Origin of the sequence: Sphingobacterium yanglingense, from assembly GCF_004363245.1 — a bacterium.
Taxonomy (GTDB): Bacteria; Bacteroidota; Bacteroidia; order Sphingobacteriales; family Sphingobacteriaceae; genus Sphingobacterium; species Sphingobacterium yanglingense.
The window spans coordinates 40,828-67,080 of the sequence record NZ_SNYV01000018.1; the positions used below are offsets into that span (position 1 = coordinate 40,828).

The following is a 26,253-nucleotide window of genomic DNA, read 5'->3' on the forward strand; positions in this document are numbered from 1 at the left end:
TGTTAGGTTAGTTTTACTTTTTTATGTCTAAATAGACGGTTCGTCCTTCTATCTCACAGTTGATGTCGAAGTAGGATAGGATCTGGACGATATCATATAGATTGACTTTTCGTGGGATTTCTCCAGTAATCTGTCGTGTAGGGATAGTTTTATTCCTGAATACAAACTGAACGTCGTACCAGCGTTCGATCTGAGCAGTAATATCCTGCACACTGCTCTTTTTGAACTTGAACAATCCGTTTTTCCAGGCTGTGACTCGGTCTATATCGGCGTTTTGTTTTAATAGTTTTCCGGAGTTGGATACGGCCTGTTGGCCTGGGGCGAGTATCATCGCAGCCGGGCTAGGGCTTGCTCCGCTAGATACACTGACTTTGCCATGCGCCAATGCGGTAGTAGTTATACTGTTTGGATAGGAGCTGATATTGAAGCCAGTACCCAATACTTGGATATGTTGATCTTTGGTATGTACTTTAAATGGCTTTTTGGGGTTGTGCTTAATTTCAAAATAGGCTTCGCCGATGAGTTCTACCTCGCGGCTATCACCTGTGAATGTCGTTGGATAGCGTAGTTGCGAGCCGGCATTGAGCCATACTTCGGAACCATCGCTGAGCACGACTTTAAACTGTCCACCCCTAGGGGTCTCTAAGGTGTTTAGAGATGCTGTCGATATCCCCTTTTCTGAAAGGTTAAGATTCTGTCCATCGATAAGAATGTCTCCCTGCCCGCTTGCTATAGCAGTATTGCCATCTAATTTGAATTGCTCGCCATTGGCAAGAACAAGCAATGCTTTGTCGCTGCCGGCATTTATAGCTTCGAAGCGAGCTTGTTGCTCGGTGTCATAGGTGTTGATGGACTGGAATCTATATAAAATACCGGATACTGAGGCTATAATAAGGATGGCGGCAGCGGAACTGTACCATAACGTACGGAGCTTTCTGGTACGGCGTGGGCTTATCTCTCTGATGATATTAGAAGTTATCTGATCTAAATTGATCTGGAGCTCGTCGTCCGAAAGTTTGTTGTGGGACTGATTGGCAACATGGAGGTAATAATTGTCCAAGATTGTTTTCTCTTCCTTGTCTAGCACTTGGCCTGAGCGATACTTCTGTAGTATTGTTTTAATATTTTGTTGTTCCATCTTGATTAGGTTCCTAAAGCCGACATTTATGACGGTTAGTTAATAGTATTAACAGGCAACCTGAACGAAGGGAGTACTAGAAAATGAAAAAAAATAAAAACAATAAGGAAAAGAGGAAGGAAGCGAGTTTGGCGCGTAAGTATTTTAGCGCGTTGTGGACTTGTTTTTTTGCAGTCTTTTCTGAAATATTTAACTTTTGACCTATCTCTTTGTAAGTGAGATGCTGCTCTCTATTGAGTTCAAATATTTCACGGGTGCGAGGGGCTAGATCTGATTTTCTTTCTTCGATCAGATTTAAAAGCTCCCGTTCGAGGATCTTCTCTTCGGTATAGCAGTGTCCCTGTTGAGGCAGGAGCTGAAAGGATTCTATGTACCGCTTGGACACCTCTTCACGACTGAGGTGATTCAAAATTTTGTTTCGAACGGATTGATAGAGGTAGGGAAGAGCTGAATCTGTGATCTGCCACTTTTCATGTATGGCCCATACCGCTAGAAATGTGTCTTGGATGATATCGTTGCAGACCTCTGTATCGGGAATCATACGGTATGCATGTCGGTAAAGCTTTTCTTTGTAACGATTGACCAGCTCGGTAAATGCACGGTGATCTCCCTTGTTGATTTTATTAACAAGTTCTTTATCAGCTGTGTATGATTTTTTTTGGCTTTTCAATTTGCTGGGGAAATGTACAAACGACGTAAAACTATTGTATTCTAAGTTAAATTCCAAATGCTAAAGGTTGCTTTGTAAAAAACCGGAAAGTGAAAAAAACGTCTAAAACCTAATCTAGAGGAGTGTAATACAGATTTTTATGCCAATTCATCTTTATGGTAGCTTATTGGAAGCACCCCTAGTCTGCCGTGATTGGAGGCGTTTTGTTGTGTGAGGAAAGCAGTTCGTTCTTTTGTCGAAAATTTATTTAAATTTGCAACATTTAGTTTTCGCTAGCCACAGACTAAGTTCTCATGAAAATAAGGTTTTTAAATATTCCTGCTGATAATGGATAAGGAGTTACTATGGTGGCAATCGTTTCGTATGGGAGAAGAGGAAGCATTCAAACTCTTGTTCGAACGGTACAGCCCACTTTTATTTAACTATGGTTATCGATTTACGCGGGAAGAGAACGTTATAGAAGACAGTATCCAGGAGTTTTTTATGAAGATCTGGAATAATAGAGCGAACCTGAATGATACAGTTTCTGTAAAGAATTATGTTTACAAGGCCTTTCGACGTACGCTATTAATACATATAGAACGGGCTAACCGAAAGCAAAACATTCCAAAAGAGCATCTATCATTCGAAATTGAATTGTCCCATGATACCAAGATCATGCGCAAAGAGCGACTGGAAGAAATAAAAGTTCAACTTCAAAAGGCCCTTGATAAAATGACCCCACGTCAGCGAGAAGTCATTCATTTACGCTATTTCGAAGAACTATCTTATGAAGAGATAGCGGATATTATGGGACTTTCAGTAAAGGATCTCTATAAACTATTTTACCGTGCTATGGATAGTCTACGGAAAAATATTGCACCATTTAGTCTATTGGTTGTCCTTGCGTTGCTTTTTGAAGCTAAATCCTCTTAATATTTCTGTATCGTTCTTTTCAGGTCGCCTGTCGAAATAATCCTCATCCAAACACGGATCTTTTAAGGTCGTGTCCCTGCTTTAACACGCACTTAAACGGTATTTTACAAAAAAATAAAAATAATTTAATCTTACTGGGGTAAAATCTTAATGTAGGATGTATATAGATAATAGATTATGGTACAAGACCCTTCACGATACAAAGCTTTTAAAGCGGCTGATTTTTTAGCTGACGAATATTTTGCCACAACGCGTTTAGCTAAAAACGTGGAAGATGTACGCTTTTGGGAGTCGCTGATTAGCTTATATCCGGAAGTAGCTGCTGAGATGGAGCTGGCTGACCAATGGATAGGACTTCTAAGACAACAGCCCGTTTTCAAAAGCTCATTGAATAATGAGGCTCGTTGGCAGCGGATGAAGCAGGCATTGCCGAGTTATGAAAAGCAGCAAAATAGACGTCATATGATTCGTCGTTATAGCCGCTGGACGGCACGGGTTGCCGCAGTTCTTGTTTCGGTATTTATGCTCTATGAAGTGAGCCAAATGGGGACTCAAGTAACAAATACGGCATACGGCGAACGTCGTAGCATGCACCTTCCGGACGAATCCATAGTACAGCTTAATAGTAACTCTAAATTGAAATATGTAAGGGACTGGAAATCTGATAAACCCCGCGAAGTGTGGTTGGACGGGGAGGCTATGTTTGAGGTTCAACATACAGCGATTAAAAACCGACTACGCGAAGATGATTATTTCATTGTGCATGTGGGTGAGCTTTCATTAACCGTATTGGGTACCAAATTTAATGTGAAAGACCGCAGGGATCTTATCGAAGTAACGCTGATAGAAGGAAGTGTACAGATCGAAAATGGCTTCGGACTGAAACGTGTACTCCATCCTGGTGAAACTTTTGTTTACAACAGTAAGCAGGATACGGAACAGGTAATTACTGAGAAGATAGACAAGGCTTTGTCGTGGACACGTGGAGAAATGCTTGTAGAGCACCAAAATCTATCCGATATCATTGAAGTATTGGAAGACAACTATGGTTATAGTGTGGAGCTCAAGGATTCTAGTTTATTGCAGAAACGATTGACAGGGGTGGTGCCGCTTACCAAAGTAAATGATATCCTATTTGTAATCAAGCATACCATGGATCTCCGTATTGATGTAGACCGTAAGAAAATAACAATAAACAATAATAACTAACTTTTTAACTTTATGAAACCAAATTTATTCATTCTTTTTGCCTGCCTGCTGGCCGCAGTAAATGGGTATGCACAAAAGAAAGTGAGCCTGCAACAGGCGTTGGGAGAAGTAACTCGGGTCTATGGAACCAAATTTTCATATGAAGAGGGACTGCTGGGTACCACGCAGGTTCAGAGCGATCTGCTGCCAAAAAATAAAACTAAACCCGTAGAGTCTGTATTAAAAGATATACTATATACCAATGGATTCCTATTTCTCTACGTACAGAATAATTACTATACGATTATCTGTGACAACCAACCTGTAAAAAGTGAGAAAGATAATCAGCGTTATTGGAAAATAATAACCGGAACGGTAAAGGACAGTAAAGGCAATCCGTTGGTCGGTGTGACCGTTATGCCTGATACCTATGCTGCGCGAACGGGGGTCACTACCAGTAGTGACGGACGTTTTACGTTACGATTAGAACAACCCACCGAAGCAGTGATCTTCTCGTTTGTAGGGATGGAGCCTCAAAAACGCTTGATAGGATCCGCCAACCAAATCAATGTGTTGATGGGAGAAGCCTTGAACCAACTCGATGAAGTAGAGGTGGTCTCGACAGGATATCAGAAAATATCGAAGGAAAGGGCTACAGGTGCATTCGGACAGATTACGAGCAAAGAGTTGAAAGAGGTGCCTGCGGTTAATTTACTGGAACGTATAGAGGGCACTATACCTGGCGTTCAGGTAGACTTAAGGACCAATGAGTTGACAGTGAGGGGAATAAATAGCTTTAATACCGACGGTAATTCACGTCGCCCTTTAATTGTGGTAGATGGTTTTCCTGCTATTGAACAAAATTTGGTAGAGAATACAACACAATTTGCTAATAACTCCATCTTAAATAAATTTAATCCGGCCGATATTGAAAGCATTACGGTGCTTAAGGATGCTGCTGCGTCCTCCATATGGGGGGCTCAAGCTGCCAATGGAGTTATTGTCATCGAAACAAAGAAAGGACGTGTTAGCGACCCTACGATATCGTTTAGTACCAATTTAAGTATCTCTGCTCCTGCAGATTTAAGTAATATTAATCGTATGTCAAGCCGAGATTACGTGGAACTGGAAAAGGAACTTTTTAGTTTAGGGTTTGTCCCAGACCCAGATAATTGGTACTATGACCCAGTCTGGACACCTTTTAACCCCAATATGCCTGCTAGTGAAGCTGTACAATGGATGTTTAAAGCTAAAAGGAACGAGATCACGCAAAATGAACTTGATGTACAACTAGAAAGGTTATCCAACGTGAATAATTTTTCTCAGATACGTAAAAACCTTTTGCAAAATGCCGTCAGTCAACAGTATAATCTCTCCCTTTCAGGAGGGAATGCCCGTACAACCTATATGGTGTCCGGTAATTATTCCGACGATGTGCCTGTGTTTAAGTCTAATAGAGGGCAGACTTTTTTTGTGAATTCAAACCTGACAACGAATTTTTTGAATCAACGCCTAAAATTGACAACCGGTATAAATTATAACTATGCAAAAAGTAGTTCAAATCAGGTCGCGGCAAATGCACTCGGTAATAACCCAGAAGCATTACGACCTTATGAGCTTCTAAAAGATGACAATGGGAACCTCGTGCGAAAATCACTTAAATTCACTGATCCTGTATTGGCTGATTTTTATAGTCGAGGTTTGTACGATTGGACATATAATCCCATTGAAGAATTAAACTATAACAACTATACGATGGGGGATAACAGGTTTCGTATAAATGCGCAACTGGATGGAAAGATCAATAGCTGGGCAGGACTGAGTCTATCCGGGATGTTACAGCGCACCCTAGCGGAGACTACACAACTGGATGAACTCAAAAGTTACAGTATGCGTGATTTTCTGAACTATGCAACGACCGTCGATTTTGAAAATAATTCCTTTACCAGAAATCTACCGCAGGGTGGTCGTATGCTACTGAGGAATGAAAATTCAACGATGTATAATGTACGTCTGCAGGGAAACATAGATAAATCCTGGTGGCAGGATAAGGTCAATCTGAACATGATAGTCGGAGGAGAGATTAGCTCACAGACCGGAATTAACTATGCCCAAACACGATATGGATTTAATGAAGATACTTATTCTTCAGTTAATTACGATCAAAATGGTAGTTATATGGGTATACAGGGATGGGAACAAAGTTTAGGCGTCAGTGATGGTTCTATTGGAAGACCTAATATCAGAAAATTATCCTATTACTCCAATGCTGCGTTATCGTTCCTAAATGGAAAATATATCGTCTCGGGAAGTGCAAGGTTTGATGACATGACGCTAATAGGAATATCCAGAGAAAAGAGAGCTAAACCGATCTGGTCAAGTGGAGTGAAGTGGAATATTAAATCGGAGCGTTTTTTAAGCGAGCAAAATTGGCTTAATGCGCTTAATTTGCGCGTGACTTATGGCGTGGGAGGTACTTTGCCTAGCGGTGGATCAAATGTCACCGTAATTGATCTCCAGGGCCCAGATGGTCAGACCGGTGAAATACCGGCCGTGATCAGTGCGCCTCGTAATCCAGAGGTAGGCTGGGAGAGAGTGTACACCCAAAATTATGGATTAGATTTTACGATACTGGACAATAGATTGTCTGTCAATTTTGATCTATATAAAAAGCACACAAAGGATATCCTGTATAATTTCCCGTTCAATTCGACGTATGGATGGTCTTCAGTGCAGTTCAATGGTGGTACCATGGAATCAAATGGTATTGATCTAGGGGTGTCTGGGCGTATCGTACAAAACAATAATTTTAGGTGGCAATCCATCTTTAATTTTTCTTACAACACAAATAAAGTGACAGATAGTCGGTTTCAGATCACAGATATAAGTCAATATATATACGGATCACTTCTTGGAGGAATGCCTGTTGATTACTTATACGCTTATAAGTGGGCTGGATTGGACGAGACGGGACAGTCTCAAATAGCGAAGGCGAATGGTGAGATTGTTAAAAGTACACAAGGTGGCCGGAATATCTTTGCGCGAGAGGATCTAGTCTATATGGGCCGTACCACAGCTCCTTACTTTGGTGGTTTTATGAATAATTTCACCTACAAAGGGGTGAACTTGGGTGTACGTATATCGTATGAAATGGGACACGTGAGGCGTTTACAGTCTTTTAATAACTACCCACAATACCAAGGCGTACAGTATGGCATACTTGGCACAAATGAGTTGATGGTACAACGATGGCGTAACCCGGGAGACGAAGCAAATACGGATGTACCTGGACTTAAAAACATAAATACCAACAGCTTTAACAGATTTCGCGACTCGGAGAATATGACCATTGACGCCAGTCATATACGCTTACAACAGATTTCGCTAGGCTATAGCTTCCCATCCAGTTTTACAGCAAAGACACCGTTCAAGTCATTGGGTGTAAATGCCGCTGTTAGAAACCTTGGAATTTTGTGGAAAGCGAACAAAATGGGAGTAGACCCCTTGTATGTACGTAACAATAGCTACAACAATCTGGCGCCAACGAAAAATTATTTCTTAACTATTGATGCTTCATTTTAACTCGTAACACTATGAAACTTAAATATATCTTATTTTTTTCGGTTGGTGCGCTTGCGCTTTCACAGTTGGCCTGCCGTAAATACGTAGAAGTAGAGCAGTTCAATCGTCGTGAATTGAAATACACTTCCGATTTCGAATACCTCTTAAATAACAATACGTTATTTAGTAGTGCATATGCCCTTCCCGTATTGACCAGTGATGATATTGTTTTTACAAACGAAGACTATCAAGCGCAACAAACGGATGATGTGGCTTGGCCTTATACTTGGGCTGATCAGTATATTGCGGATGGTTTGGAAGATCCTTCTTGGTCGGATTCCTACCAACAGATCTATGTGGCTAATGAAGTAATCGCTGGAGTAATGGGAAGCAGTGATGGTACAGAACAAAAGAAAAAAGCACTGCTTGCGGAGGCTAAGGTGCAACGTGCCTACAATTATTTTGTATTGGTGAATCAGTACGGAGCGATATACAATCCACAGACGGCAGAAACAGCTGTCGGAGTTCCATTACTGATACAACCTGATCTGTACGCCTCACTCCAAAGAGCTTCTCTGGAGAAGGTATACACACAGATACGGAAAGATCTTAACGAAGCTTTGCCGGACATTCCTGCAACAGTAGTGAATAAACGACACCCCAATAAAGACGCCGTTCATGCCTTACTGGCTGTTGTGTATCTGCATATGCGCAATTTTGACCAAGCTCTTGATGCTGCAGAACAAGCTTTGAAAGGAAATAGTAACCTGTTGGATCTACAACTTTACGCCTCGTCGGCAACTGGATATCCGCGGTCTTTTGAGCAACCTGAAACTTATTTTTCAAAGTTGGTTAAGCGACAGTATCGCGAGCAGCTAAACCCTGAACTACTAAGTCTTTTCGATGCAAAAGACCTCCGGTTTGTGGTGTATACACAAAATGCAACCAGCAGTCAGATGCCTACCGGTGCGCGTATATCTAGAAAAAGTGAAGTGATGATACTGGGTAGCTCAGGCCCTGAAACAGGTCCGTCTGTTCCAGAGATGATGCTGATAAAAGCAGAAGTGCTAGCTAGAAATGGTAATACGGAAGCAGCTATGGAAACCATTAACCATCTTCGTAAGAAGCGTTTCACAGAGGCCGACTATGTAGAGCTAACAGCTGCGGATGCGACCGATGCACTAAAAATTGTCATAGAAGAAAGACGTCGTGAGCTTTTTGCAACCGGCAAAAGATGGTTTGATATGCGTCGTTTGAATCTGGATGTTGACTTTGCGAAAGCGTATAACCGTACTTTCAAAGGTGTTTCGCATGTATTGCCTGTCAATAGCAATAAATACATTTATCCGGTAGCTAATAAGTATTTAGAAATGAACCCCGAAATAGGTCAGAGCCCAAGGTAATACTTGGGGTCTTTACATAATTTATAGATGATGAAAAAAATAGTTTTAGCCGTACTCGTACTCTGGGGCACGCTGTTGCATGCTCAGGTGCAACCTTATCAAAGTGCAGTTTTTCCAAACCAACCGGTCAAAGTGGGCCAGCAAACGCGTGTGCTTTACAACAGTAAAGGTGGTGATCTGGAATTTAGTGATGAAGTAAAAGTCGCCCTATATACCTTCCAAAAGGGGTTTTGGAAAATGGAGAGTTTTGATATGAAAGCTGTCGGCGACAAACAATGGGAGCTGTCTTATCCGGTGAAAGATTCCACATTTTTTATTGCCGCGCGATTTTTTCAGGGAGATCTTCATGAGCCTGATATGGCAGACAATAACGCTAATAAAGGCTACGGAACACCCGTGGCAGATACCAAAGGTCAACCGCAGAAAGGGGCTTACTTGGCAGAAGCATCATTCCTGATACCTACATTAGCTAAAGGGGCGCTCCTTAATTATTATGAAGGAGAGCCTATACCGCAAAAGGAGTACCTAGCACAGCTCATCAAAAAGGAGGAAAAGCTTTCAGGAGCCGCTATCAACAACAATTTTGCGACGTACCTCGGTGCACAACGTGTACTGCTTGATGATACCCAGTTTGCCACTGCAGCTACGAAGGTCGTCGATCAGTTAGTAAAGGATAAGGCTTTTAAAGAAGAACAGCTTGGAAGTTTACAGCTTTTCCTGAAGCATCAGGTGAAACAGGATGCACTGGCTGAATGTGTTGGCCAATATATCACAGCGCAATATCCTAATAGCTCAACAGCCCGTTTTGTGGCTTACAGCAATATCCGTACATCGGGTTCTTTACAGGAAGTGATTCCTTCGTATGAAGATTTTTTACAGCGTTATCCGATATCGGAATGGCGTAAGAAGCCAGACAGTAAAGGCTTTATCTACTATGCGGTATACCGCGGAATAGGCTCTAGCTATTTTGATGATAAGCAGTTTGATAAGTTTCAAGCGTTATTTAAAGATCTTGATTTCCGCACTGCCAACGAATTACTGCGTTGGAATGTCATGCGCGCCTATATGTTTAAGATGGTGTCCAAAGATTCTTTGTATGAAGTAGCCGAACCTTTAATTCAGGATCTGTTGACAAAAAAACAGGACAATTCGTATAAATCGGATTTTATGTCTACGGAGGCAGCTGATTCTAACATGTGGAAACAAGTAGATGAACGTTTATTTACACATATATCTCTGCTAAACGATCTAGGCCGTTACGAACAGGCCCGTAAATACTTCTTTGAACTCTCAGAGGAAGGAAAATATGCGAATGCCGAACTGAATGAAATTAACTTGAATGTATTGGAGAAACTAGGTGCAAATAATGAGGTAGTTCCGTTCTTGGAAATGTGTGCCCGTGCAAATGCGGTCACCCCGCAAATGTTTGATACGCTCAAAGCGAGTTTCAGAAAAGGTCATGGTGGCAGCTATGCCGGCTATGAAGCGTATCTGGCTAGCTTGAAATCATCGGAAGAAAAGGCCGAGTTGGAAGCATATGTTAATGAACACCTGAATTTCAACTATCAGATGCCGGTATTCTCGTTGGAAAATGCAGATGGTGGTCACATCACATCGCATGACCTAAAAGATAAAATCGTGGTGATGGACTTTTGGGCAACCTGGTGCCGTCCATGTATCATGGCATTTCCAGGTATGCAGCTCTTAGTCGACAAGTATGCCAACGACAAGCAGGTGGATATCTATATGGTGGGGACGATGCAGACAGGCGATTACCGGGCAAAGTCGGTCAATTTCGCACGTGGCGAAGGCTACCGTTTTACGCTCTTGCACGATGCGGAAAATGCGAAAAATGGCGCGCAGGATGTGTTGTTTAAATCTTTGGTTGGTCCTGTATTCAGTGACTCTTCTATCCCGCGCAAGATTGTCATCAAGAATGGGGTGATCAGGTATTCATCTGGAGGCTACTCCGGAAGCCCAAGCAAACTGATGGATGAGCTTTCGTTAGTGATCGAGAAATTAAGAAGTGAATAAGCGTACGTATTAAGGTATTAGAAACATGATAAAAACAGGGTTACTTTTTGGAATGGTAGGAATGGCGCTGTCACTACAAGCGCAGATGAATCCCAAGTATAAATTTGAGGAGGCACTAAAAGTCATCCAGAAAAATTACGTGGATCAGGTGGATGAGGAAAAGTTAGTGGATGCAGCGATAAAGGCGATGTTGGCTGAGCTGGATCCGCATTCGAGGTATACAAGCCGGGAGGAAGCCGAAGCCATGAACGTGGGTATGAGCGGAAGTTTTGCAGGTATAGGTATTCAGTTTCTGAAAAGCAAGGACAGTACCTATATCACGGAGGTCAACCCTGACGGTCCGGCTATGCGTGCTGGGCTACGGGTGGGAGACCAGATCGTGAGCGTTAATGGCGAGTCTATCGTAGGGCAACAGCTGAAGAACCAGGATATTATGCTCAAGCTGCGTGGTGATAAAGGTGTTCCGGTCACGTTGGGTATCAAATCTCCGATAGTCGAAACGGTCCGTAATATCGAAATCATACGTGAAAGCATTCTCGACCGCTCTGTTCGGCAGGCTTATATGGTCGACGACGAGATCGGGTATATTTCGTTGGTGATCTTTAATGGGACCACCCGGCAAGAGATCGATTCGGCTATCGAACAATTGCAGAAAAAAGGAATGAAAAAGTTGATCCTTGATCTGCAAGGTAATGGTGGTGGTTATGTGCAGTCTGCCATTGGTGTGGTGGACGAGTTCTTACCAAAAGAAAAGATTGTTTTCTATTCGATGAATAATCAAGGAGAAAAGGACTATTATTTTACCGGCGGCTTTGGACGTTTTTACGATGGTAACATAGTAGTGTTGATCGATGAATCTACTGCTTCTGCCAGTGAAATTGTTTCGGGAGCTTTACAGGATTGGGATAGGGCGGTTATCGTAGGCCGTCGCAGTTTTGGTAAAGGACTCATGCAGCGCCCTTATGACCTGCCTGATGGTTCTGTACTCCAATTGACAGGTGCCCGTTATTATACACCTGCCGACCGCTCCATACAGCGCCCCTACGATAAAGGTGCCGCCGATTACTTCGCAGATTTTAATAGACGTATGGCTTCAAAAGAATTGATCGAAGAAGGACATGTGGTTTTTGCTGATTCGTTGAAACATAGTACGCTAGGCACAAAGCGTACGGTGTACGGAGGTGGTGGTATTACGCCAGACAGGTTCATTCCTATCGATACTAATGTATATAGTGAATGGATGGGACATCTGGTGCAGTCTGGACTTCTTGTCAAGTTTGGATTTGATTATGTACAGACACATCGCGTGCAACTGTTGGAGCAGTACAAAGATTTTAAATCTTTTAATAGGGACTATAAGATCCCCGAATCGCTCCTTACTGGCATAATCACCAACGCTCCTAAAATGAAGTTGGTCCTGCCGGAAACAACAGGAGCGCAAGAAAGCATCGCGCTGGAAATGAAGGCGCAAATTGCTTCCCTGTTGTACACAGGCTATGATTACCAAACCCGTATACGTACGGAAGCTAGTGAAAGTTTCAAGACGGCAATTACGATTCTGAAGGATCAGGAAAAATATGATGGTCTGCTTAACAGGCAGGAAAAGCTGTCGGAAGTAAAAAAAACAAAGAAGAAAAACACAAAAAAATAGATAATGATAAATACTGGAAAAATAGCGTTATTAATTGCTTTTGCATTACCCGTAGTTGGTTTTGCACAACAGAATTACACGATAGATGGACAGATCGGAAAGCTCAATAAACCTGCTAAAGCTTATTTAAGGTATAAAATAGAAGGCAAGGAAATCATTGACTCTACATTTGTAAACAACGGAAAGTTTTCTTTTAAAGGAACAATACCGTCGCCGATGGAAGGAGCAATACGTGTTGCGCATGACAATAAACCGGAAGACCCGAAAGCGCCGAGACAGTGGGATTTATTCCCCTTTTTTATTGAAGGTGCGGATATTAAAATTGTAGCGACTGATTCTATCAAAAATGCTACTATCTCGGGATCGCCACTGAATGAGGAGAATCAGAAAGTTAATACTATGCTGGCGCCTATCTACGCACAGTACGAAGAACTGAACAAAGAATATGCATCCAAGCCTATGGCAGAGCAGCAGAACCCGAAATACCTACAATCCTTGGAGGACCGTGCCGCAACTATTCAAAAGCAAACGGAAGATGCGAAGTTGGGCTATATCAGCAAGAGTCCCAAAAGCTACATGGCACTGATGGCATTGAGTTCTATTCTGGGCGATGGTTTTGATGCGGTAGGTTTAGAAAAAGTGTTTCTAGGACTAGATGGTTCTTTGCGCAATACCGAACTAGGCCGTAAGGTAGCAGAGCGTATTGGACAGGTTAAAAAGACACAAGAAGGTGTGGAAGCACCGGACTTCACGCAACCAGATGTAGATGGTAATCCAGTAAAGCTATCCGATTTTAGAGGTAAATATGTGCTATTGGACTTTTGGGCATCGTGGTGCGCCCCATGCCGTCGCGAAAATCCAAATTTAGTAAAGTCCTACGCGCAATATAAGGACCGGGGATTTGAGATCTTGGGCGTATCGATGGATAAAGCTACTGATAAAGCGAAGTGGTTAAAAGCGATACAAGATGATGGCCTTACTTGGAAGCAGGTAGGTGACTTGAAGGGATGGGATAATGAAGCAGGTGCATTGTATGAGGTAAAAGCTATTCCCATGAATTACCTGATCGATCCGGAAGGTAAAATTATAGCAAAGTATTTAAGAGGAGAAGAATTGGATAATAAGCTGGTGGAAATTTTTGGTAAATAATCTAGATCTGGATACTTAAAATCAGAACGCCTGAGGTGATAAGTCTCAGGCGTTGTTGTTTATGGCGTTGTGGTTATCTTTTTAGCCGCAAAATTTCCATTAGGCTGTATAAATGTCACTTGGCTTACCTTGTTTTTTGCATCAACCGCAAATTGAAGAAAGAATCCTGTCAGCGCTTTTATTGCAAATTTATTGTCGCCTAAAGCTAGAAGTTCGTAATCTGGCTGTCCAGGAACGAGTGCATAGAGCGTTGTGTTGTTTTTAATATAGACCTTCACTGTCATATTCGATAGGCTATAATCGCCTACATATTTTTTAAGTTCTTTCTCGTCTACGCTTACTTCGGTAAGTTCCCGGACAAATTCAATAGGCTTAACGCTCGGTTCTAACGGCATGCTGATGCTACTAATATCACCATTGTTGCTTAGGTTGAACTGAAGGCGCATGGTTTGACTTGTTGTATCAATTCCTTCTACAGGATCCACCAATAGAAGGTCAAAACTGTTGAAGTTATTATGCTTTAACCAAAACTTCTTAGAAGCATGGATAAAAAGAGAATCGTTTTCTAGACTTACTCTTAATTTTCCATACCCTGCATTCGCATATGTCCCGGCATAAGACTTTAGCTGGTGCGTGGTTGGTCGTAACGGTTGTACTTCAGGAGTGTTTTTGGTGGTATCTTTCGGTTTTTTTAAGCCTTCAAGTGCTTCTGCATTCCAATCATAATACTTTAAGCCTAACACTGCGTCTGCTATCGTATTTCTTATTATAGCTGTTGTCCCCGAACTATTTTGGTTAGTCAGTACGACAATACCGATGCTATCCGTTGGAAAAAAGGAGGTGCTGGCACTGAAGCCATCAATATTTCCACCATGCTCGACGCGGTAGTGGCCCTTATAGCTAGCCAGCATCCAGCCAAAGCCGTATGTCGCAAACATGATGTCGGGTTTTACTTTGCCGGGCAGGCCAGCGGCAATGATTGATTGCGATGCTATAGCTTCGGATCTGTAACTAGCAGGAATAACTTCTTTGCCTTCATAGCGGCCATCGTTTATCCATGCTTTCAGCCAATTGGCCATTTCATTGGCACTGCTATTTATCGCCCCGGCTGGCGACATGGCCGCAATGTCGAAATAGTTCATTCTTTTAATGGTTTTATCCTCTTTTACGGTATATCCTAATGAAATATTAGCATCGGCAGTCCATTCCCGAAGTGAGCAGTTTGATCGGCTCATCTGTATGTGGTACAAATATTTTTTCTTTAATATCCTGCTCCCATGTTTTTTTAGTCATCTGTTCGTCTAGGCAACCTAAGGCTAAATACATGAAGTTGTTGTACTGCCAGGCTGTTCTAATGGGTTTGTTAGGCTCTTGGTATTGAATACGCGCTAATAAGCTGTCTTTAGCATGTGTAGGTGAGAGGTACCAGGATAGATCGTGTCTTGGCAATCCAGTGGTATGGGCCAGCATGTCGCGTACAGTAACCAGGTTGTTCATTTGGTCGTTGTAAAACTTTAGAGTTGGTAGATATGATACCGCAGGTTTATCTAAGTCTACTTTTTTTTCGTTGACCAATTGGCCTATCAGCGTGCCTGTAAATGTCTTACTACAGGAGCCTATTGCAAATAGGGTGTTGGCATCAGCAGGAAGTTTTTTCTCTAGGTCCCTATAGCCAAAGCCTTTGCTATAGATTACCTTGTCTTTGGAAACTACGGCAACTGAAAAGCCGGCAACATTCCAATCGTTACGGATCTGTTCTAAGGTTTTATCAAGTGCAAGCAGCTTATTTTCGATCGTGTTCTGTTCCTTTTTTTGAGCAAAAGCTACTGTGTGGAGCAATAGAATGAGAATAAAAGTTAGTCTTTTCATTATAGTTGGGACGATTTGTAATTTCATAACCTAAATAGAGGTTTCCATCCATCTTTGGATAGTGGTTTTCTAAAGTTATAAAATCATTTTAATTATTAATGTAATTATGTTCCACAACACTCAAAGTCCCTGAGAGATTTTGAGTTGAAAAATTGTAGTCATTGGTAGACCAACGAATGTTTTTCTTTAGTGAAATTCTTTCCGTTTGCTAATAACGGTAGAGGTTAAATGGGAAGAGTTGTTGTAGACCATGGTGATGGATTCTGTATGATGTTGCGGTTGCTGGAGCGAAGGAAGGAGCAGCTAAATAGTATTTAGAGTTTAGTATTTAGATTTTGGATACTAGGATTAGCAACACAGGCCCCGAGCGTATCGGGGCCTGTATTGCTACTATATAAAGGCGTATTAAAACTCTTCTTGGACGATCTGATGGTTTACCATTGCTCCAGCTATATTTCCTGTCGAAACTGCATAGGCTACGGATCGCATCATACCGGAACAATCCCCTGCAGCGAAAACACCTTCTACAGAGGTCTGTTGTAAGGAGTCGGTTTTGAGATGCCCCGCTTCTGTTAGTGCGCAACCGAGCTGTTCGGGAATAGCAGAATGCTGTACGAAAGGGATAGCAGCATATAGGGCTTCAAAATTTTCCATTGTACCATCACTGAATATCAACGCACTGATCTGCCCGTCTTGATGGACGATCTCCTGTACTTTTTTGGAAAGGATATGTATATTGTTCCGCTCTAATTTAGAATTTTGCTCCTCCGTAAACGTAGCATTTTGGGATGGGATAAGGGTGACGCTATCCGTCAGATTGTGGATAAGCCCTGCCAGATGTAGTGCCTTTTCGGAATCGGAGAGAATCGCTGTCTTTTTACTTTTGAACTCGTAACCATGACAATACGGGCAGTGGATTACCGATTTTCCCCAGCAGGCAGCAAATCCTTTGATATCAGGGAAGAGGTCTTTGATCCCAGTAGCCAGTATAATTTTTTTGCTATAGAAGGTGTTGCCAGAGGCAGTGCGTATTTCAAAACCTTGTTCGGTCTTTTGGCCGCTTTCGGCGGTATCCTGTAAGAAATCTACTGTATCGTATTTTAGTACCTGTGTCTTTGCCACAGCAGCGATCTCGCTGGGTGTGCTACCATCATGTGTGATGAAGTTATGGGAGTGTGGGGTGTAACGATTACAGGGCAAGCCACTGTCGATGATTAGCACCCGACGGAGCGACCGTCCTAAGGCCATGGCAGCAGATAGGCCCGCATAGCTCCCTCCAATGATTATGGCGTCAAAATATCTATTCTCTTGCATAGTATGTCTTTTAGTGAATACGTTACCTATTCAGACAAAATTAGAAATAAAAACAATTAAAAGCAATATTGTTGCATTTAATAAAGCTGACTAGGTTGAATGAAGATAGTATTAAGACGAGAGATAAGTGAGAAATTACATTATCGTAGTTGAAGTATAAATTTTACAATATCGAAAAATATAGTTAATTTGCTGTCGTTTTACAAAGATCTATACTACTGACCTGATGAAGATTAAACTCAAAGATTTAACAGATTCAGACCTATACATATATTTTAGGGAGGGTGATGAACAGGCATTCGAAGTTGTGTTTAAACGATATTTTAAACGGCTTCGTGCTTTTGCATTGACCATACTTAAAGACGAATATATTGCCGAAGAGTTAGCTATAGATGTGATGCTGCGGTTGTGGAATAAAAAATCGGATCTGGCGTTTGATAACTCACTGCAGCCATTTCTATTCAAGTGCATCAAGAATGGGGTATTGGATCATTTGAAAAAGAAGAAAATTATGACAACTTCTATCGATGAGTTGGACGAAACGCTAGAAACGTCTTACCTGAGTGCGGACTCGCAATTGTTAGCCAAAGAACTTGAAGAAAAATATAAAGTCATATTAGCGGAGTTGCCAGAGCAGAGACGACTTATTTTTCATATGAGCCGTATTGAGAACCTTTCCAACCAAGAGATAGCAGATAGGCTTAATATTTCCTTGCAAACGGTGAAAAATCAAATAAGCACCTCTTTAAAGCATTTTAGAAAGCATTTCGACGACAAGGATGTCTCCATTTTCCTGTGTATCATAGGTCTGTTGTTTCACCGGTAAGCGTAAAGCTAGACCTCCATGTTCCGTTCAAAAAGAGGAGTAAGGGTCACCTTGATAACCCTACACTCCATACTAAACACACAATCCTTTTATTCTGCTAGGGTGCCGAAAAAACCGGTAAAGGTGATGTTCGGATTATCTACGCCTTTGAATTGACCTAAGAACATGTCTCCTGATTCGTAATAATCCAAGGTGTATCTGCTGACAATCATTAACCGGAGAAAATCCTGTACATAATCCTGTATAAGGCTGGCATTGAGATGCTCTGGGATATCTCCTTTTAATTGACCTGGGGTAAATGTGTATATACCAGCGTCGGTTTTGGTATAATTGAAAGGAAATATGGCGACATAATTTGATTGCCCCATCTGAAAATGGAGGGAGATATTCATCTGTTTGCTGTCTTCTACAAAGTCAAAATCGCCAAGCATAAAGGCCGCCTCGTAAGGGCTGTTGAAAAAATTCATGGTCGAGTTAAACCAGGCAAGATAGGCATCGTCTGACCAACCTTCCAAAGCGTAATAGGTAAATGGATTAGGTGCCGATATGGTCGACGGTATGCCATGTCCTAAGAAAAGGTGCATCGGTATGATCGGAACTCTTGAGCCTATCAGGTCTATACGTTGATTGCCTTCCTGTGCGTACAGTTGTGTCTTGGTAGGATCTATGTACAATTGTCTTACCTCTTTACCATTGATTAATAGAGGTGTTCTGAAATTAATGTGATTGATTCCATAGGATATGTAAGATGTCGTTGTGATGAGTTTGTTGTTCTCGACATAATAGGCAATAGCTGACCGTTCATTTTGATCAATCATTATTTGGACTGCTTTTCCATTACCGTATAGGAAAGAATGGAATCGATTGGTGTTAAAATAGTTGAAGGTGTTCCATAACGAATGATATAGAGCGGATCCGTTGTAGGCATTCCGCTCTTCTACCGTAGTGCGTACAAGTTTTAGTTCGTCGCCGTGTTGGTTGCCCAATAAGACTACGGTATCCTGGATAGCGTAGCGGAAAGTATAACTGGTGTCTGCACTGATCTTGTGTCGACCTTGCTGTATAAAGATGGCATCAAGGTAACTTCCCAATGAGAAGTTGAGCACGGCATTGCCAGCATGTGCCTGTAAACGATAAGAAGTAGTTGTAAACTGATTGCCGGCATCAGGGTATAGATCCGACAACATGTTTACTTCTCCTTTTTCTGATAGGGTGACATATAAGCCATAGGCTTTACCCGTATTTTTGGTTGTTAGTATGGCTTTCCAGGCAGATTGTCCATCTATAAAGTTGGCCTTGAAATGAGCGATAGCTTCTTCATTGCTCATGAATACAGGCTCCACCTCGTAGGCTTCCAGTGTGTCTTTTTTACAGCTGCTGATACTAAGCAGGAGTAGGATAAAGACGAAGAGTTTATTTATTGTTGACATGATTTTAGTATTTATTCCAATGTGCCTAAAAATTTAAAATTCGGGTTGCTAGCACTTTGTCCGTATCCCATAAGTTCATTGTTCACCACTTGGTAATCAAAATTGAAGTCTCCATTTACAAAGCCCTGAAGTAAAGGGATCATAGCCTCAAAGACATAATTGGCATTCCCGTCTACCGCTTTTTCGTATACAAATCTGTACTTCTCATTTTCTATGGTATAATAGAAGGAATAATTCGCAACATAGCTTTCATTGCCCTGCTGGATGACCAGGGTCAGCAACATGGTTTTCTCCTTTTTATCAAAGCGTACGGCCAGATACGGAAATTTAGAGCCTGCGGCAAGCATGGTCTGTAATTGATTAAGCGCAGCAGTTCTTCTGGAATTAAAATCGGATCCTGACCCAGGTACATTTTCCTCAAAGGGAATCAAGATGTAGTCAAATTGAACCCCTAACATCTGGTTGAAGCTAAATAGGGGCGTACTCGAACTGAATAGCTGTGTCTCTTTTGCTCCGTCCAGCCCAACTAGGAAAGAGCTTGCCTTATCCAGGGAAAAGCGGTTTATTTGCGTTCCTCCATAGCGTATGGGGCTTTCTAGCTCCAGGTAGTTTAAACCTGAAAAGGCAAAGCCTACGGATTTATTTTGAACCTGCTGGGCACTGTCGTAGGTCAGCGTCAGTTTTTTCGTCCGCATATTGAAATTCAAGGCAACAAGATCTCCCGTTTTGGTCATGATATAGGGGAATCGATTGGTACTTAAAAAGTCAATAGTCCCGCTCTTTAAAGTCTGGAGATTGCCTGCTTTATAGGCGTTGGATTCCTCTTGGGAGGCTTTAACAAGTAGTAGTTTCGAACCATTGAGATTGCCACGCATCAGGATGCTGTCGGCAGAACTTTTCAAAATAGAAAATTCGAAATCCGAATAGTACCCCCAGGCGGGTTTACCTCCAAAAACGTCGGGATCTGGATCTGCCAGTAAGTGAATATAAGAATAGGTATCAAAGTACAAACTGGGGAGCAATGCTGCTTTAAGTCGATACGAGCTTTCTTTGCTGATATGAGTCGATTCGTTGGAGATATCGGCGAGCATTTCAACCCTGTTGCTGCCGTCAAAATTAAAGAGAAATCCGTAGCCACCACCCTCTTGTGTATAGAGGTGACCTTTCCAGCCATAAGGCGCATCTTTTAAAAGGTTTTCATATTTCTGCATGGCCTCAGACAATCTTTCGTCTGGTCGTAATCCCGTATATGCATCTTCCTTTTGGCAGGCGAAGATAAGAGGGATCAAGGCCAATAATATATAGAGTCGTTTCATTATAATTAGGTCTTATTTGATAAATTCCTGAATAGCTTTTTGTGTGTCGGCCTGTAATGTCCTGAAGTTGATACCATATTCACGTTGGAAGTAACGAACGACGATATCTTCTTTTTTACGCAAAATGTTTCTCGCTTCTACAGGTAGGTTGGGGTTGTTCACGATGGTATTAAAGGCATCCTGCCCATAGACTAAAAGAACAGATACGGTTTCTACAAAATCCTCATCGGGGCTAGCCTTGGCATAGGCCGTGACCAGACCTTGAGACTGCGCCAGCTGGTCGCTGCTATTGAACCAGGCAGCGGTATAATGCTGTGGATTGAGTGATTTCCATTCGACCGGATAAAGTCTGTTCTGATGCAAAATATGGGCGAATTCATGGTGAATGGTATGAAGCATCTGCACGACCTGGTCCGGGCTCTCCTTGGCAAATTTATTAACCACCATAAGTACGATTTTACGTCCACCTTCGGCCTGTCCGAGTACGATAGTCCCGTCGTTATTATGCTCGGCACTTCCGGCCAACATAAATACTTTAGGACTGTATTTCTTGATAAAATCTTCTCCCGCAGATTTGACATAGGGCGCTATCCAGATATCCCGTACAGCGGTCATCACCAGTTCTACTTTTTCTTCTTTGACGGGTACAAGGTTCCTCAGGTAGTTGAGTTCAAAAGGATCCCATTTGTATTTTACCTCGATGTTATAGGGGGTGACAAAGTTGGTCTCCAACCATTTGTCTATTGGTCCCGCAACCCAGGTTTCGCCACCCAATCCCAATATTGGCGCGTCGGGCAGAACTTCACTTTTTGTGCAACTCATCATGGCTAAGCCCGCGAGTAGAAGTATGCTTATAATTGTTGTTTTCATTGTTATCTTGGATTAAGTTGTATACCTGAACTCTGTACTTCTTCGGGCATCTGAAAAACACGCATAGGGTGGTTAGGACCGAGAATCATGACATCGCCTTTGCTAGTCTTATGTTCGACGGTCAGGTTATGGCGTACAATGTCAAACCATCGCTGTCCCTCGGCAATAAAGTATACCTGTTTAAAATCCAGTATGCAGTTGAGGACGGCTTGTTTGCGATCCTGTGTTTTGTAAAATGCCAATAGCTTTTTCATATTGACTTCCAGTAGATCGTCAAAATAGATAGGGAACATATAGGAGTGAATAAATTTGGTAGAGGCAAATCGGTTGATATCTTCCAATGCCGCATCATAGTTGCCGAGCATCGCTTGGCTCTCTGCACGGTTAAATAATACCTCTTCGCTGCTGAATAAAGGAACCATATTATAAGGTACACCTGATTCGGCATGCAGACTCTGTTTTACGAAATGTTCCCGGAATTTGGGAATATTCAAACTCAGCTCGCTACCATATACGTTGTAGGCCCAGATACCGGTCGTAACATTGGCCGAATTGAAAAACTTGGCCATCAGATTGCTCGTAAGCCCATATCGATAGCTGAAATATGACCTGCCCCATACCGAGGGAGTCTCTACCAGCAGTAAGTTGGCCGGATTGTCGGCCCGTGTATATTGAGCCTGTAGTTCGAGGTATTGATAGCTGCGGTAAGTCTCGCTATTTACGGGACGCAGACTGGAGGTCACAGCGTCTCCCGGAAAGGCTGCCTCGGCATGCACAATAGCCGTTTTGTAGTCACGTTTGAATAGATAATAGCGCGAGGCAAAAGCGTGCGCTGCTACTTTTGTAAAGTGATATTTTGGCGATTTGTACTTGCTGTCGTCCAGTAGTGGAAGACCTTCTAGCAGGTCTTTTTCAATATTTTCGTACACAGTGGCAACGGTGCCCCGTGTATATTTTTTAATGACTATATTTTCAGTATCCGTAACGTAGGGTATACCCGGGTCGGATGTAGACGAATTGATAGAGTAAGGTTGTGCAAATAGTACGGCCAACATAAAATGAGCATAGGCGCGAGCTACTAAAGCTTCTCCTTTGTAGGCACTATATTTTTCTGGATTCGTCGAGTTGTTAATAACTTCGAGCGCTTGATTGGCGGCAGCAATTGCCTTATAGGATGCATTCCAATAGAATATAGGGCCATCTATTCCGGTCTGGTCTGCATCGCGGAAGTTGAAAGGATTGATATTGACCAGATCAATGGCACCGGCACCTTTGTCCTCTACATTGTCGGTCATAGACTCGGTAAATGGGATATAGTTTGCTTGCGGATAGGCTGTAGCCAATAACTCACCCACTTTTTCGGGGCTATCGAGCTCGGTTCGCATATCGGGGCTCTGCTCCAGGTATTTGCTACAGGAAGAGGCTATAATACAGGTTGCTATAAAGCTGATTCTTAGATATGTTTTTGTTTTCATCGTTATAATCCTACTTTTAGTGAAAAAGTAAACTGTCTCGGTATCGGCATGGCTACACCACCTGATCCTAGGAATTCGGGGTCTTGGCCACGTAAGGTCTTATCCGAGTATAATAGCCAGAGATTATTTCCCACTAGGCTGATGGAGCTACTTTTAATCGGTAAGTTGTTGAATATTTTTGTTGGTAGGGTATAGGTCAACATAAGTTGCTTCACCCGGATGAAATCGCCTTTTGCTACGCGTGCTGTGGAGTAATTGTAGTTATTATAGGGATAGCCATCGATCAGCTGTGCTCCGGTACGTGCATCCATGATAGAAGGGGCGATATCATCCCCAAAGAGAACCCAGCGGTCTAATAGATCTTCGGGAGTTGCATCGAGCTCTGAATAGGAGGCGCTGAACGCTGGTCGTAGGCGCACTATATTTCCTGTACTGAAAGTGAGTAATGCCGATAGTTTCAGGTTTTTGTATCCCACGGTGTTAAAGAATCCTCCTGTCAATAAGGGGTCGATGGCACCTTCATATTTTAGAAAATCTGTTTTTTGACTTTGTAGGTATACAGACTGCGATATATCTCCATTTTCATTGATAAACTGAGGCACACCGAGTTCTTTGTTCAGCCCTACATAAGGAATGGAGAACAGGGATCGTTGTGGATATCCTTCTTTGGCACCTCCATCGGGGCCGATCAGTGACCATACATTGGGCTCATTCTTTAGATTGGTGATTTCGGACTTATTGTAACCAAAGTTCAGTTGGCTGTTCCAGTTCCATTTATCCGATTTGATAACGTGACCACCAAGGGTAACATCAAGACCTTGCGATTTCATGTCTGCGTAGTTGGCTACTTTGACGGACTCTCCACCGATTCCGCCCGTGCGTATGAGGCCGATGAGGTCGTAGCTTTGGTGTCTATAATAGTCTACGACGAGCGAAAGCCTGTTCTGCAACAAACCGACATCGATGCCGATATTGGTTTTATACAGCTTTTCCCAGGTCAACTCGGAGTTCTCGAGGTTGATCAGTTCAATGATGGATTCTCTTTCTGTCAGATAGGGCCTGTTGGCGGCAGCATTCATCAGTACAATGCTGGAGTTGGTAGCAGGACCGGAGCTGGCAGTCAATCCGTAACTAGCCCGTATCGTAGCCCGGTTTAAGAGACTTTGTTGGGCAAAGAAGTCTTCTGCATCGATATTCCACGAGCCGGAAAGATTCCAGGTAGGTAGCCATCTTGCGGTACGGGTTTTTCCCATCAGGTTGGATCCATCATAGCGAAGCGTGCCCGCGAGATTGTACCTGCTGTTGTAGCTGTAACTACTATTTAATCCGTAAGCTAAAAAGCGATCGTATTTGCGTTCCATACCATAGTAGGTGGAGCTCCCTTCGACCACCATTTTCACAAAGTTGGGATCCAGGTACGGTACACCACCCTTGTCAAATTGATAACCGTAACCATCAAAAAACTTGAACTGTCGATCGGCATAGCGTAGCTCGGTAAAGAGGTAGGAGCGGAGCTGATGTTTATCATTGAACCTCTGGTCAAAATCCAGTGAGTTTCTGACGTTGTAACTCGTTAGATAGCTATCATTTGTTTTATAGAATCCGCCGTAAGGCAATACGACAAAAGGTTCTGCTTCTGGATTGTTCGGATCGCGGTACAGAAATTTATTGGACTGCCTTATGGTCGCATCACCATCTGCACGATAGGCCATAGGCATATTCGAATCTTCGTGGATATTGTGCTCCTGGTTTGTTTTGGCGTAACGATAGGCGCCTTCAAAACTATACTTTAGGTTTTTCAGAATGTTATACCGAAAATCTCCCTGCATCTTAAAATCTATAAAACTAAGATTGATGTAATTGTTGCCGAGCTCGTGCAAAATGTTGAATGGGGCAAAATTGCGTCTGAAATATTCGAGATTTCCGTTTTCGTCATAGGCCGTAAGCACCCGTGAGGTGTTAAGTGCATAGGAGTAAGGGTTAATATCAAAATCCCGGGCATACTGCCCCTCTACCGGATTGCTTACGCGACCGAGCGTTCCGGGAGCCTTTTGATTACGGATGGAGCCTTGTGTAATCAGTCCATAGCTGACGCGGTCGTTGGGTGTAAAAGTAGCCCTGACGTTGCCGGTAAAGCGCTCTACATTATCACCTTTACTCCATCCATTATCTTTGAGAAAACTGCTGGATGCATATATCTGCGATTTTGTCGTTCCTGAAGATACACTCACAGCGTGTTCCTGCATAAATGAATTGTCAAATAGAATGTCAAACCAATCGGTATTGGCATAGGCGTATCTTTCTAGAAATGATCTTCGGGACAAGGGATCATTTTTTAAACCGAATTTTCCGGAGCTCTTATCGTACTCATTAATAAGATCGGCCATCTTTACATACACACCGCCACTGGCAAACCGGGCTGTCTGCCCAAAGTTGAGGAAACCTTTTCGCTCTAACTCCGCATATACTGACATCTGATCATAAGAATTCATGATGTTGAATTGGCTATAACTGGGCTTGAGGTAAGTCGAGAAGTTGCCTGTATAGGAAACTGCCGGTTCTCCGATTTTACCACGCTTTGTGGTGATTACAATAACTCCATTCATGGCGCGTGCCCCATATAGCGATGTTGCAGCAGCATCCTTTAATATCTCGAAGCTCTCAATATCATCGGGGTTTAGACCTGCTACAGAAGAACCAACTAAGGTGGCCGGATCTCCGGTGGACAGTTGTTCATTGGAGATATTGACAATATCTTCGATGATCATCCCATCGACCACCCAGAGGGGTTTGTTGTCTCCGCTGATAGATGTCGCGCCACGGACCCTGATTTTGGGAGCAGCGCCAAATGTACCGGATACGTTCTGCACGGATACACCGGCGACCTGGCCCTCAAGCATCCGACTGACATCGCTGATACCTTCGCGCTTGGCGTCTTCGGCTTTGATCTTGACAGAGGATCCCGTGAACTGTCGCTTCTGTACCGATTGGTATCCAGTGACTACCACGTCTTCGATTTTATTAATATCTTCTACCAGCGTGATTTGTATATGATCACGCCCCCGCACGGCGATATCCTGATTGACATAGCCGAGATAGCTGATCTCAAGGGTTGCATCATTGGGTGCCATGATGGTAAAGTTTCCGTCCTTGTCTGTCGTTGTACTCGTTTGTACTCCCTTGATACGAATAGATACCCCCTGTATAGGTGTTCCATCAGTACCCACGACTTTTCCTTTTGTCTGTTGCTGGATTTTGGTGTTGCTGGTATCTATGCCTGTAGACATAGCCGGTAAGGCTGTGCCTAGACAGAGACTAACCATAAGCAGCGAACTAAAAGTTTTTCGTTTGAAATTTAATTGTTTCATTACCTCTTACTTACTTGCTTTTTGATGATTAAGAGACAGAGCAATCCTGGCCTGGCTAATTTTTGGCTAGCTAGGG

Annotated in this window: 18 protein-coding genes; 8 read left to right on the plus strand and 10 right to left on the minus strand. The window is 42.7% G+C overall.

Annotation, left to right across the window (positions count from 1 at the left end; genetic code table 11):
• Positions 1-13 precede the first annotated feature (13 nt).
• Together CLV99_RS19940 and CLV99_RS19945 are read right to left on the minus strand one after the other, a co-directional pair.
• Positions 14-1,138 (minus strand): FecR family protein, encoded by a 1,125-nt coding sequence (locus CLV99_RS19940; RefSeq protein WP_133586275.1) that lies wholly within the window; start codon positions 1,136-1,138, stop codon positions 14-16.
• A 76-nt stretch (positions 1,139-1,214) separates the two neighbouring features.
• A complete protein-coding gene (locus CLV99_RS19945) occupies positions 1,215-1,865 on the minus strand; it encodes an RNA polymerase sigma factor (RefSeq protein WP_133586276.1) in 651 nt (216 codons plus the stop codon).
• 270 nt (positions 1,866-2,135) lie between these two features.
• On the opposite strand from CLV99_RS19945, the gene CLV99_RS19950 reads away from it, so the two are divergent.
• From CLV99_RS19950 to CLV99_RS19980, 7 genes are all read left to right on the plus strand, one after another.
• Positions 2,136-2,723, plus strand: a complete 588-nt coding sequence (locus tag CLV99_RS19950; RefSeq protein ID WP_133586277.1) for an RNA polymerase sigma factor — start codon at positions 2,136-2,138, stop codon at positions 2,721-2,723.
• Between the two features lie 177 nt (positions 2,724-2,900).
• On the plus strand, positions 2,901-3,932 hold the full coding sequence (locus tag CLV99_RS19955) for a FecR family protein (RefSeq protein ID WP_133586278.1): 1,032 nt from the start codon (positions 2,901-2,903) through the stop codon (positions 3,930-3,932).
• 12 nt (positions 3,933-3,944) lie between these two features.
• A complete protein-coding gene (locus CLV99_RS19960; RefSeq protein ID WP_133586279.1) occupies positions 3,945-7,493 on the plus strand; it encodes a SusC/RagA family TonB-linked outer membrane protein in 3,549 nt (1,182 codons plus the stop codon).
• Positions 7,494-7,504: 11 nt separating this feature from the next.
• On the plus strand, positions 7,505-8,875 hold the full coding sequence (locus CLV99_RS19965; protein ID WP_133586280.1) for a RagB/SusD family nutrient uptake outer membrane protein: 1,371 nt from the start codon (positions 7,505-7,507) through the stop codon (positions 8,873-8,875).
• A 27-nt stretch (positions 8,876-8,902) separates the two neighbouring features.
• The gene (locus tag CLV99_RS19970) at positions 8,903-10,909 is read left to right on the plus strand and encodes a TlpA family protein disulfide reductase (protein ID WP_133586281.1); all 2,007 of its coding nucleotides are present in this window, start codon (positions 8,903-8,905) and stop codon (positions 10,907-10,909) included.
• Between the two features lie 25 nt (positions 10,910-10,934).
• Positions 10,935-12,560 carry a S41 family peptidase gene (locus CLV99_RS19975; protein WP_133586282.1) on the plus strand — a complete coding sequence of 542 codons (1,626 nt, stop codon included), beginning with the start codon at positions 10,935-10,937 and terminating at the stop codon, positions 12,558-12,560.
• A 3-nt stretch (positions 12,561-12,563) separates the two neighbouring features.
• Complete coding sequence (locus CLV99_RS19980; RefSeq protein ID WP_133586283.1) at positions 12,564-13,709, plus strand: TlpA disulfide reductase family protein; 1,146 nt, start codon at positions 12,564-12,566, stop codon at positions 13,707-13,709.
• Positions 13,710-13,768: 59 nt separating this feature from the next.
• Here the strand turns inward: CLV99_RS19980 and CLV99_RS23490 are convergent, their stop codons facing one another.
• The 3 genes from CLV99_RS23490 to CLV99_RS19995 form a co-directional block, all read right to left on the minus strand.
• Positions 13,769-14,944 (minus strand): DUF3471 domain-containing protein, encoded by a 1,176-nt coding sequence (locus tag CLV99_RS23490; RefSeq protein WP_133586284.1) that lies wholly within the window; start codon positions 14,942-14,944, stop codon positions 13,769-13,771.
• Positions 14,898-15,578, minus strand: coding sequence for a serine hydrolase domain-containing protein (locus CLV99_RS19990; RefSeq protein WP_162850169.1), 681 nt, complete (start codon positions 15,576-15,578; stop codon positions 14,898-14,900). The genes CLV99_RS23490 and CLV99_RS19990 overlap by 47 nt, the downstream gene beginning before the upstream one ends.
• 405 nt (positions 15,579-15,983) lie before the next feature.
• Positions 15,984-16,892 carry an NAD(P)/FAD-dependent oxidoreductase gene (locus CLV99_RS19995; RefSeq protein ID WP_133586286.1) on the minus strand — a complete coding sequence of 303 codons (909 nt, stop codon included), beginning with the start codon at positions 16,890-16,892 and terminating at the stop codon, positions 15,984-15,986.
• A 226-nt stretch (positions 16,893-17,118) separates the two neighbouring features.
• On the opposite strand from CLV99_RS19995, the gene CLV99_RS20000 reads away from it, so the two are divergent.
• On the plus strand, positions 17,119-17,718 hold the full coding sequence (locus tag CLV99_RS20000; RefSeq protein ID WP_133586287.1) for an RNA polymerase sigma-70 factor: 600 nt from the start codon (positions 17,119-17,121) through the stop codon (positions 17,716-17,718).
• Between the two features lie 89 nt (positions 17,719-17,807).
• Here CLV99_RS20000 and CLV99_RS20005 read toward each other — a convergent pair whose 3' ends face one another.
• The 5 genes from CLV99_RS20005 to CLV99_RS20025 are packed head-to-tail and all read right to left on the minus strand — an operon-like array spanning position 17,808 to position 26,177.
• Complete coding sequence (locus CLV99_RS20005; protein WP_133586288.1) at positions 17,808-19,148, minus strand: DUF4302 domain-containing protein; 1,341 nt, start codon at positions 19,146-19,148, stop codon at positions 17,808-17,810.
• Between the two features lie 11 nt (positions 19,149-19,159).
• A complete protein-coding gene (locus CLV99_RS20010) occupies positions 19,160-20,464 on the minus strand; it encodes a DUF4302 domain-containing protein (protein WP_133586289.1) in 1,305 nt (434 codons plus the stop codon).
• 12 nt (positions 20,465-20,476) lie between these two features.
• A complete protein-coding gene (locus tag CLV99_RS20015) occupies positions 20,477-21,334 on the minus strand; it encodes a zinc-binding metallopeptidase (protein WP_133586290.1) in 858 nt (285 codons plus the stop codon).
• Positions 21,335-21,336: 2 nt separating this feature from the next.
• Entirely contained in the window at positions 21,337-22,809 is a 1,473-nt protein-coding gene (locus CLV99_RS20020; RefSeq protein ID WP_133586291.1) for a RagB/SusD family nutrient uptake outer membrane protein, read from the minus strand.
• 2 nt (positions 22,810-22,811) lie between these two features.
• Positions 22,812-26,177 carry a SusC/RagA family TonB-linked outer membrane protein gene (locus CLV99_RS20025; protein WP_133586292.1) on the minus strand — a complete coding sequence of 1,122 codons (3,366 nt, stop codon included), beginning with the start codon at positions 26,175-26,177 and terminating at the stop codon, positions 22,812-22,814.
• Positions 26,178-26,253 lie beyond the last annotated feature (76 nt).

Bases quoted from the DNA above. Each gene is read 5' to 3' on its own strand.
- CLV99_RS19940 (WP_133586275.1), bottom strand. From the start codon at position 1,138: ATGGAACAACAAAATATTAAAACAATACTACAGAAGTATCGCTCAGGC.
- CLV99_RS19950 (WP_133586277.1), top strand. From the start codon at position 2,136: ATGGATAAGGAGTTACTATGGTGGCAATCGTTTCGTATGGGAGAAGAG.
- CLV99_RS19955 (WP_133586278.1), top strand. From the start codon at position 2,901: ATGGTACAAGACCCTTCACGATACAAAGCTTTTAAAGCGGCTGATTTT.
- CLV99_RS19960 (WP_133586279.1), top strand. From the start codon at position 3,945: ATGAAACCAAATTTATTCATTCTTTTTGCCTGCCTGCTGGCCGCAGTA.
- CLV99_RS19965 (WP_133586280.1), top strand. From the start codon at position 7,505: ATGAAACTTAAATATATCTTATTTTTTTCGGTTGGTGCGCTTGCGCTT.
- CLV99_RS19970 (WP_133586281.1), top strand. From the start codon at position 8,903: ATGATGAAAAAAATAGTTTTAGCCGTACTCGTACTCTGGGGCACGCTG.
- CLV99_RS19975 (WP_133586282.1), top strand. From the start codon at position 10,935: ATGATAAAAACAGGGTTACTTTTTGGAATGGTAGGAATGGCGCTGTCA.
- CLV99_RS19980 (WP_133586283.1), top strand. From the start codon at position 12,564: ATGATAAATACTGGAAAAATAGCGTTATTAATTGCTTTTGCATTACCC.
- CLV99_RS23490 (WP_133586284.1), bottom strand. From the start codon at position 14,944: ATGAGCCGATCAAACTGCTCACTTCGGGAATGGACTGCCGATGCTAAT.
- CLV99_RS19990 (WP_162850169.1), bottom strand. From the start codon at position 15,578: ATGAAAAGACTAACTTTTATTCTCATTCTATTGCTCCACACAGTAGCT.
- CLV99_RS19995 (WP_133586286.1), bottom strand. From the start codon at position 16,892: ATGCAAGAGAATAGATATTTTGACGCCATAATCATTGGAGGGAGCTAT.
- CLV99_RS20000 (WP_133586287.1), top strand. From the start codon at position 17,119: ATGAAGATTAAACTCAAAGATTTAACAGATTCAGACCTATACATATAT.
- CLV99_RS20005 (WP_133586288.1), bottom strand. From the start codon at position 19,148: ATGTCAACAATAAATAAACTCTTCGTCTTTATCCTACTCCTGCTTAGT.
- CLV99_RS20010 (WP_133586289.1), bottom strand. From the start codon at position 20,464: ATGAAACGACTCTATATATTATTGGCCTTGATCCCTCTTATCTTCGCC.
- CLV99_RS20015 (WP_133586290.1), bottom strand. From the start codon at position 21,334: ATGAAAACAACAATTATAAGCATACTTCTACTCGCGGGCTTAGCCATG.
- CLV99_RS20020 (WP_133586291.1), bottom strand. From the start codon at position 22,809: ATGAAAACAAAAACATATCTAAGAATCAGCTTTATAGCAACCTGTATT.
- CLV99_RS20025 (WP_133586292.1), bottom strand. From the start codon at position 26,177: ATGAAACAATTAAATTTCAAACGAAAAACTTTTAGTTCGCTGCTTATG.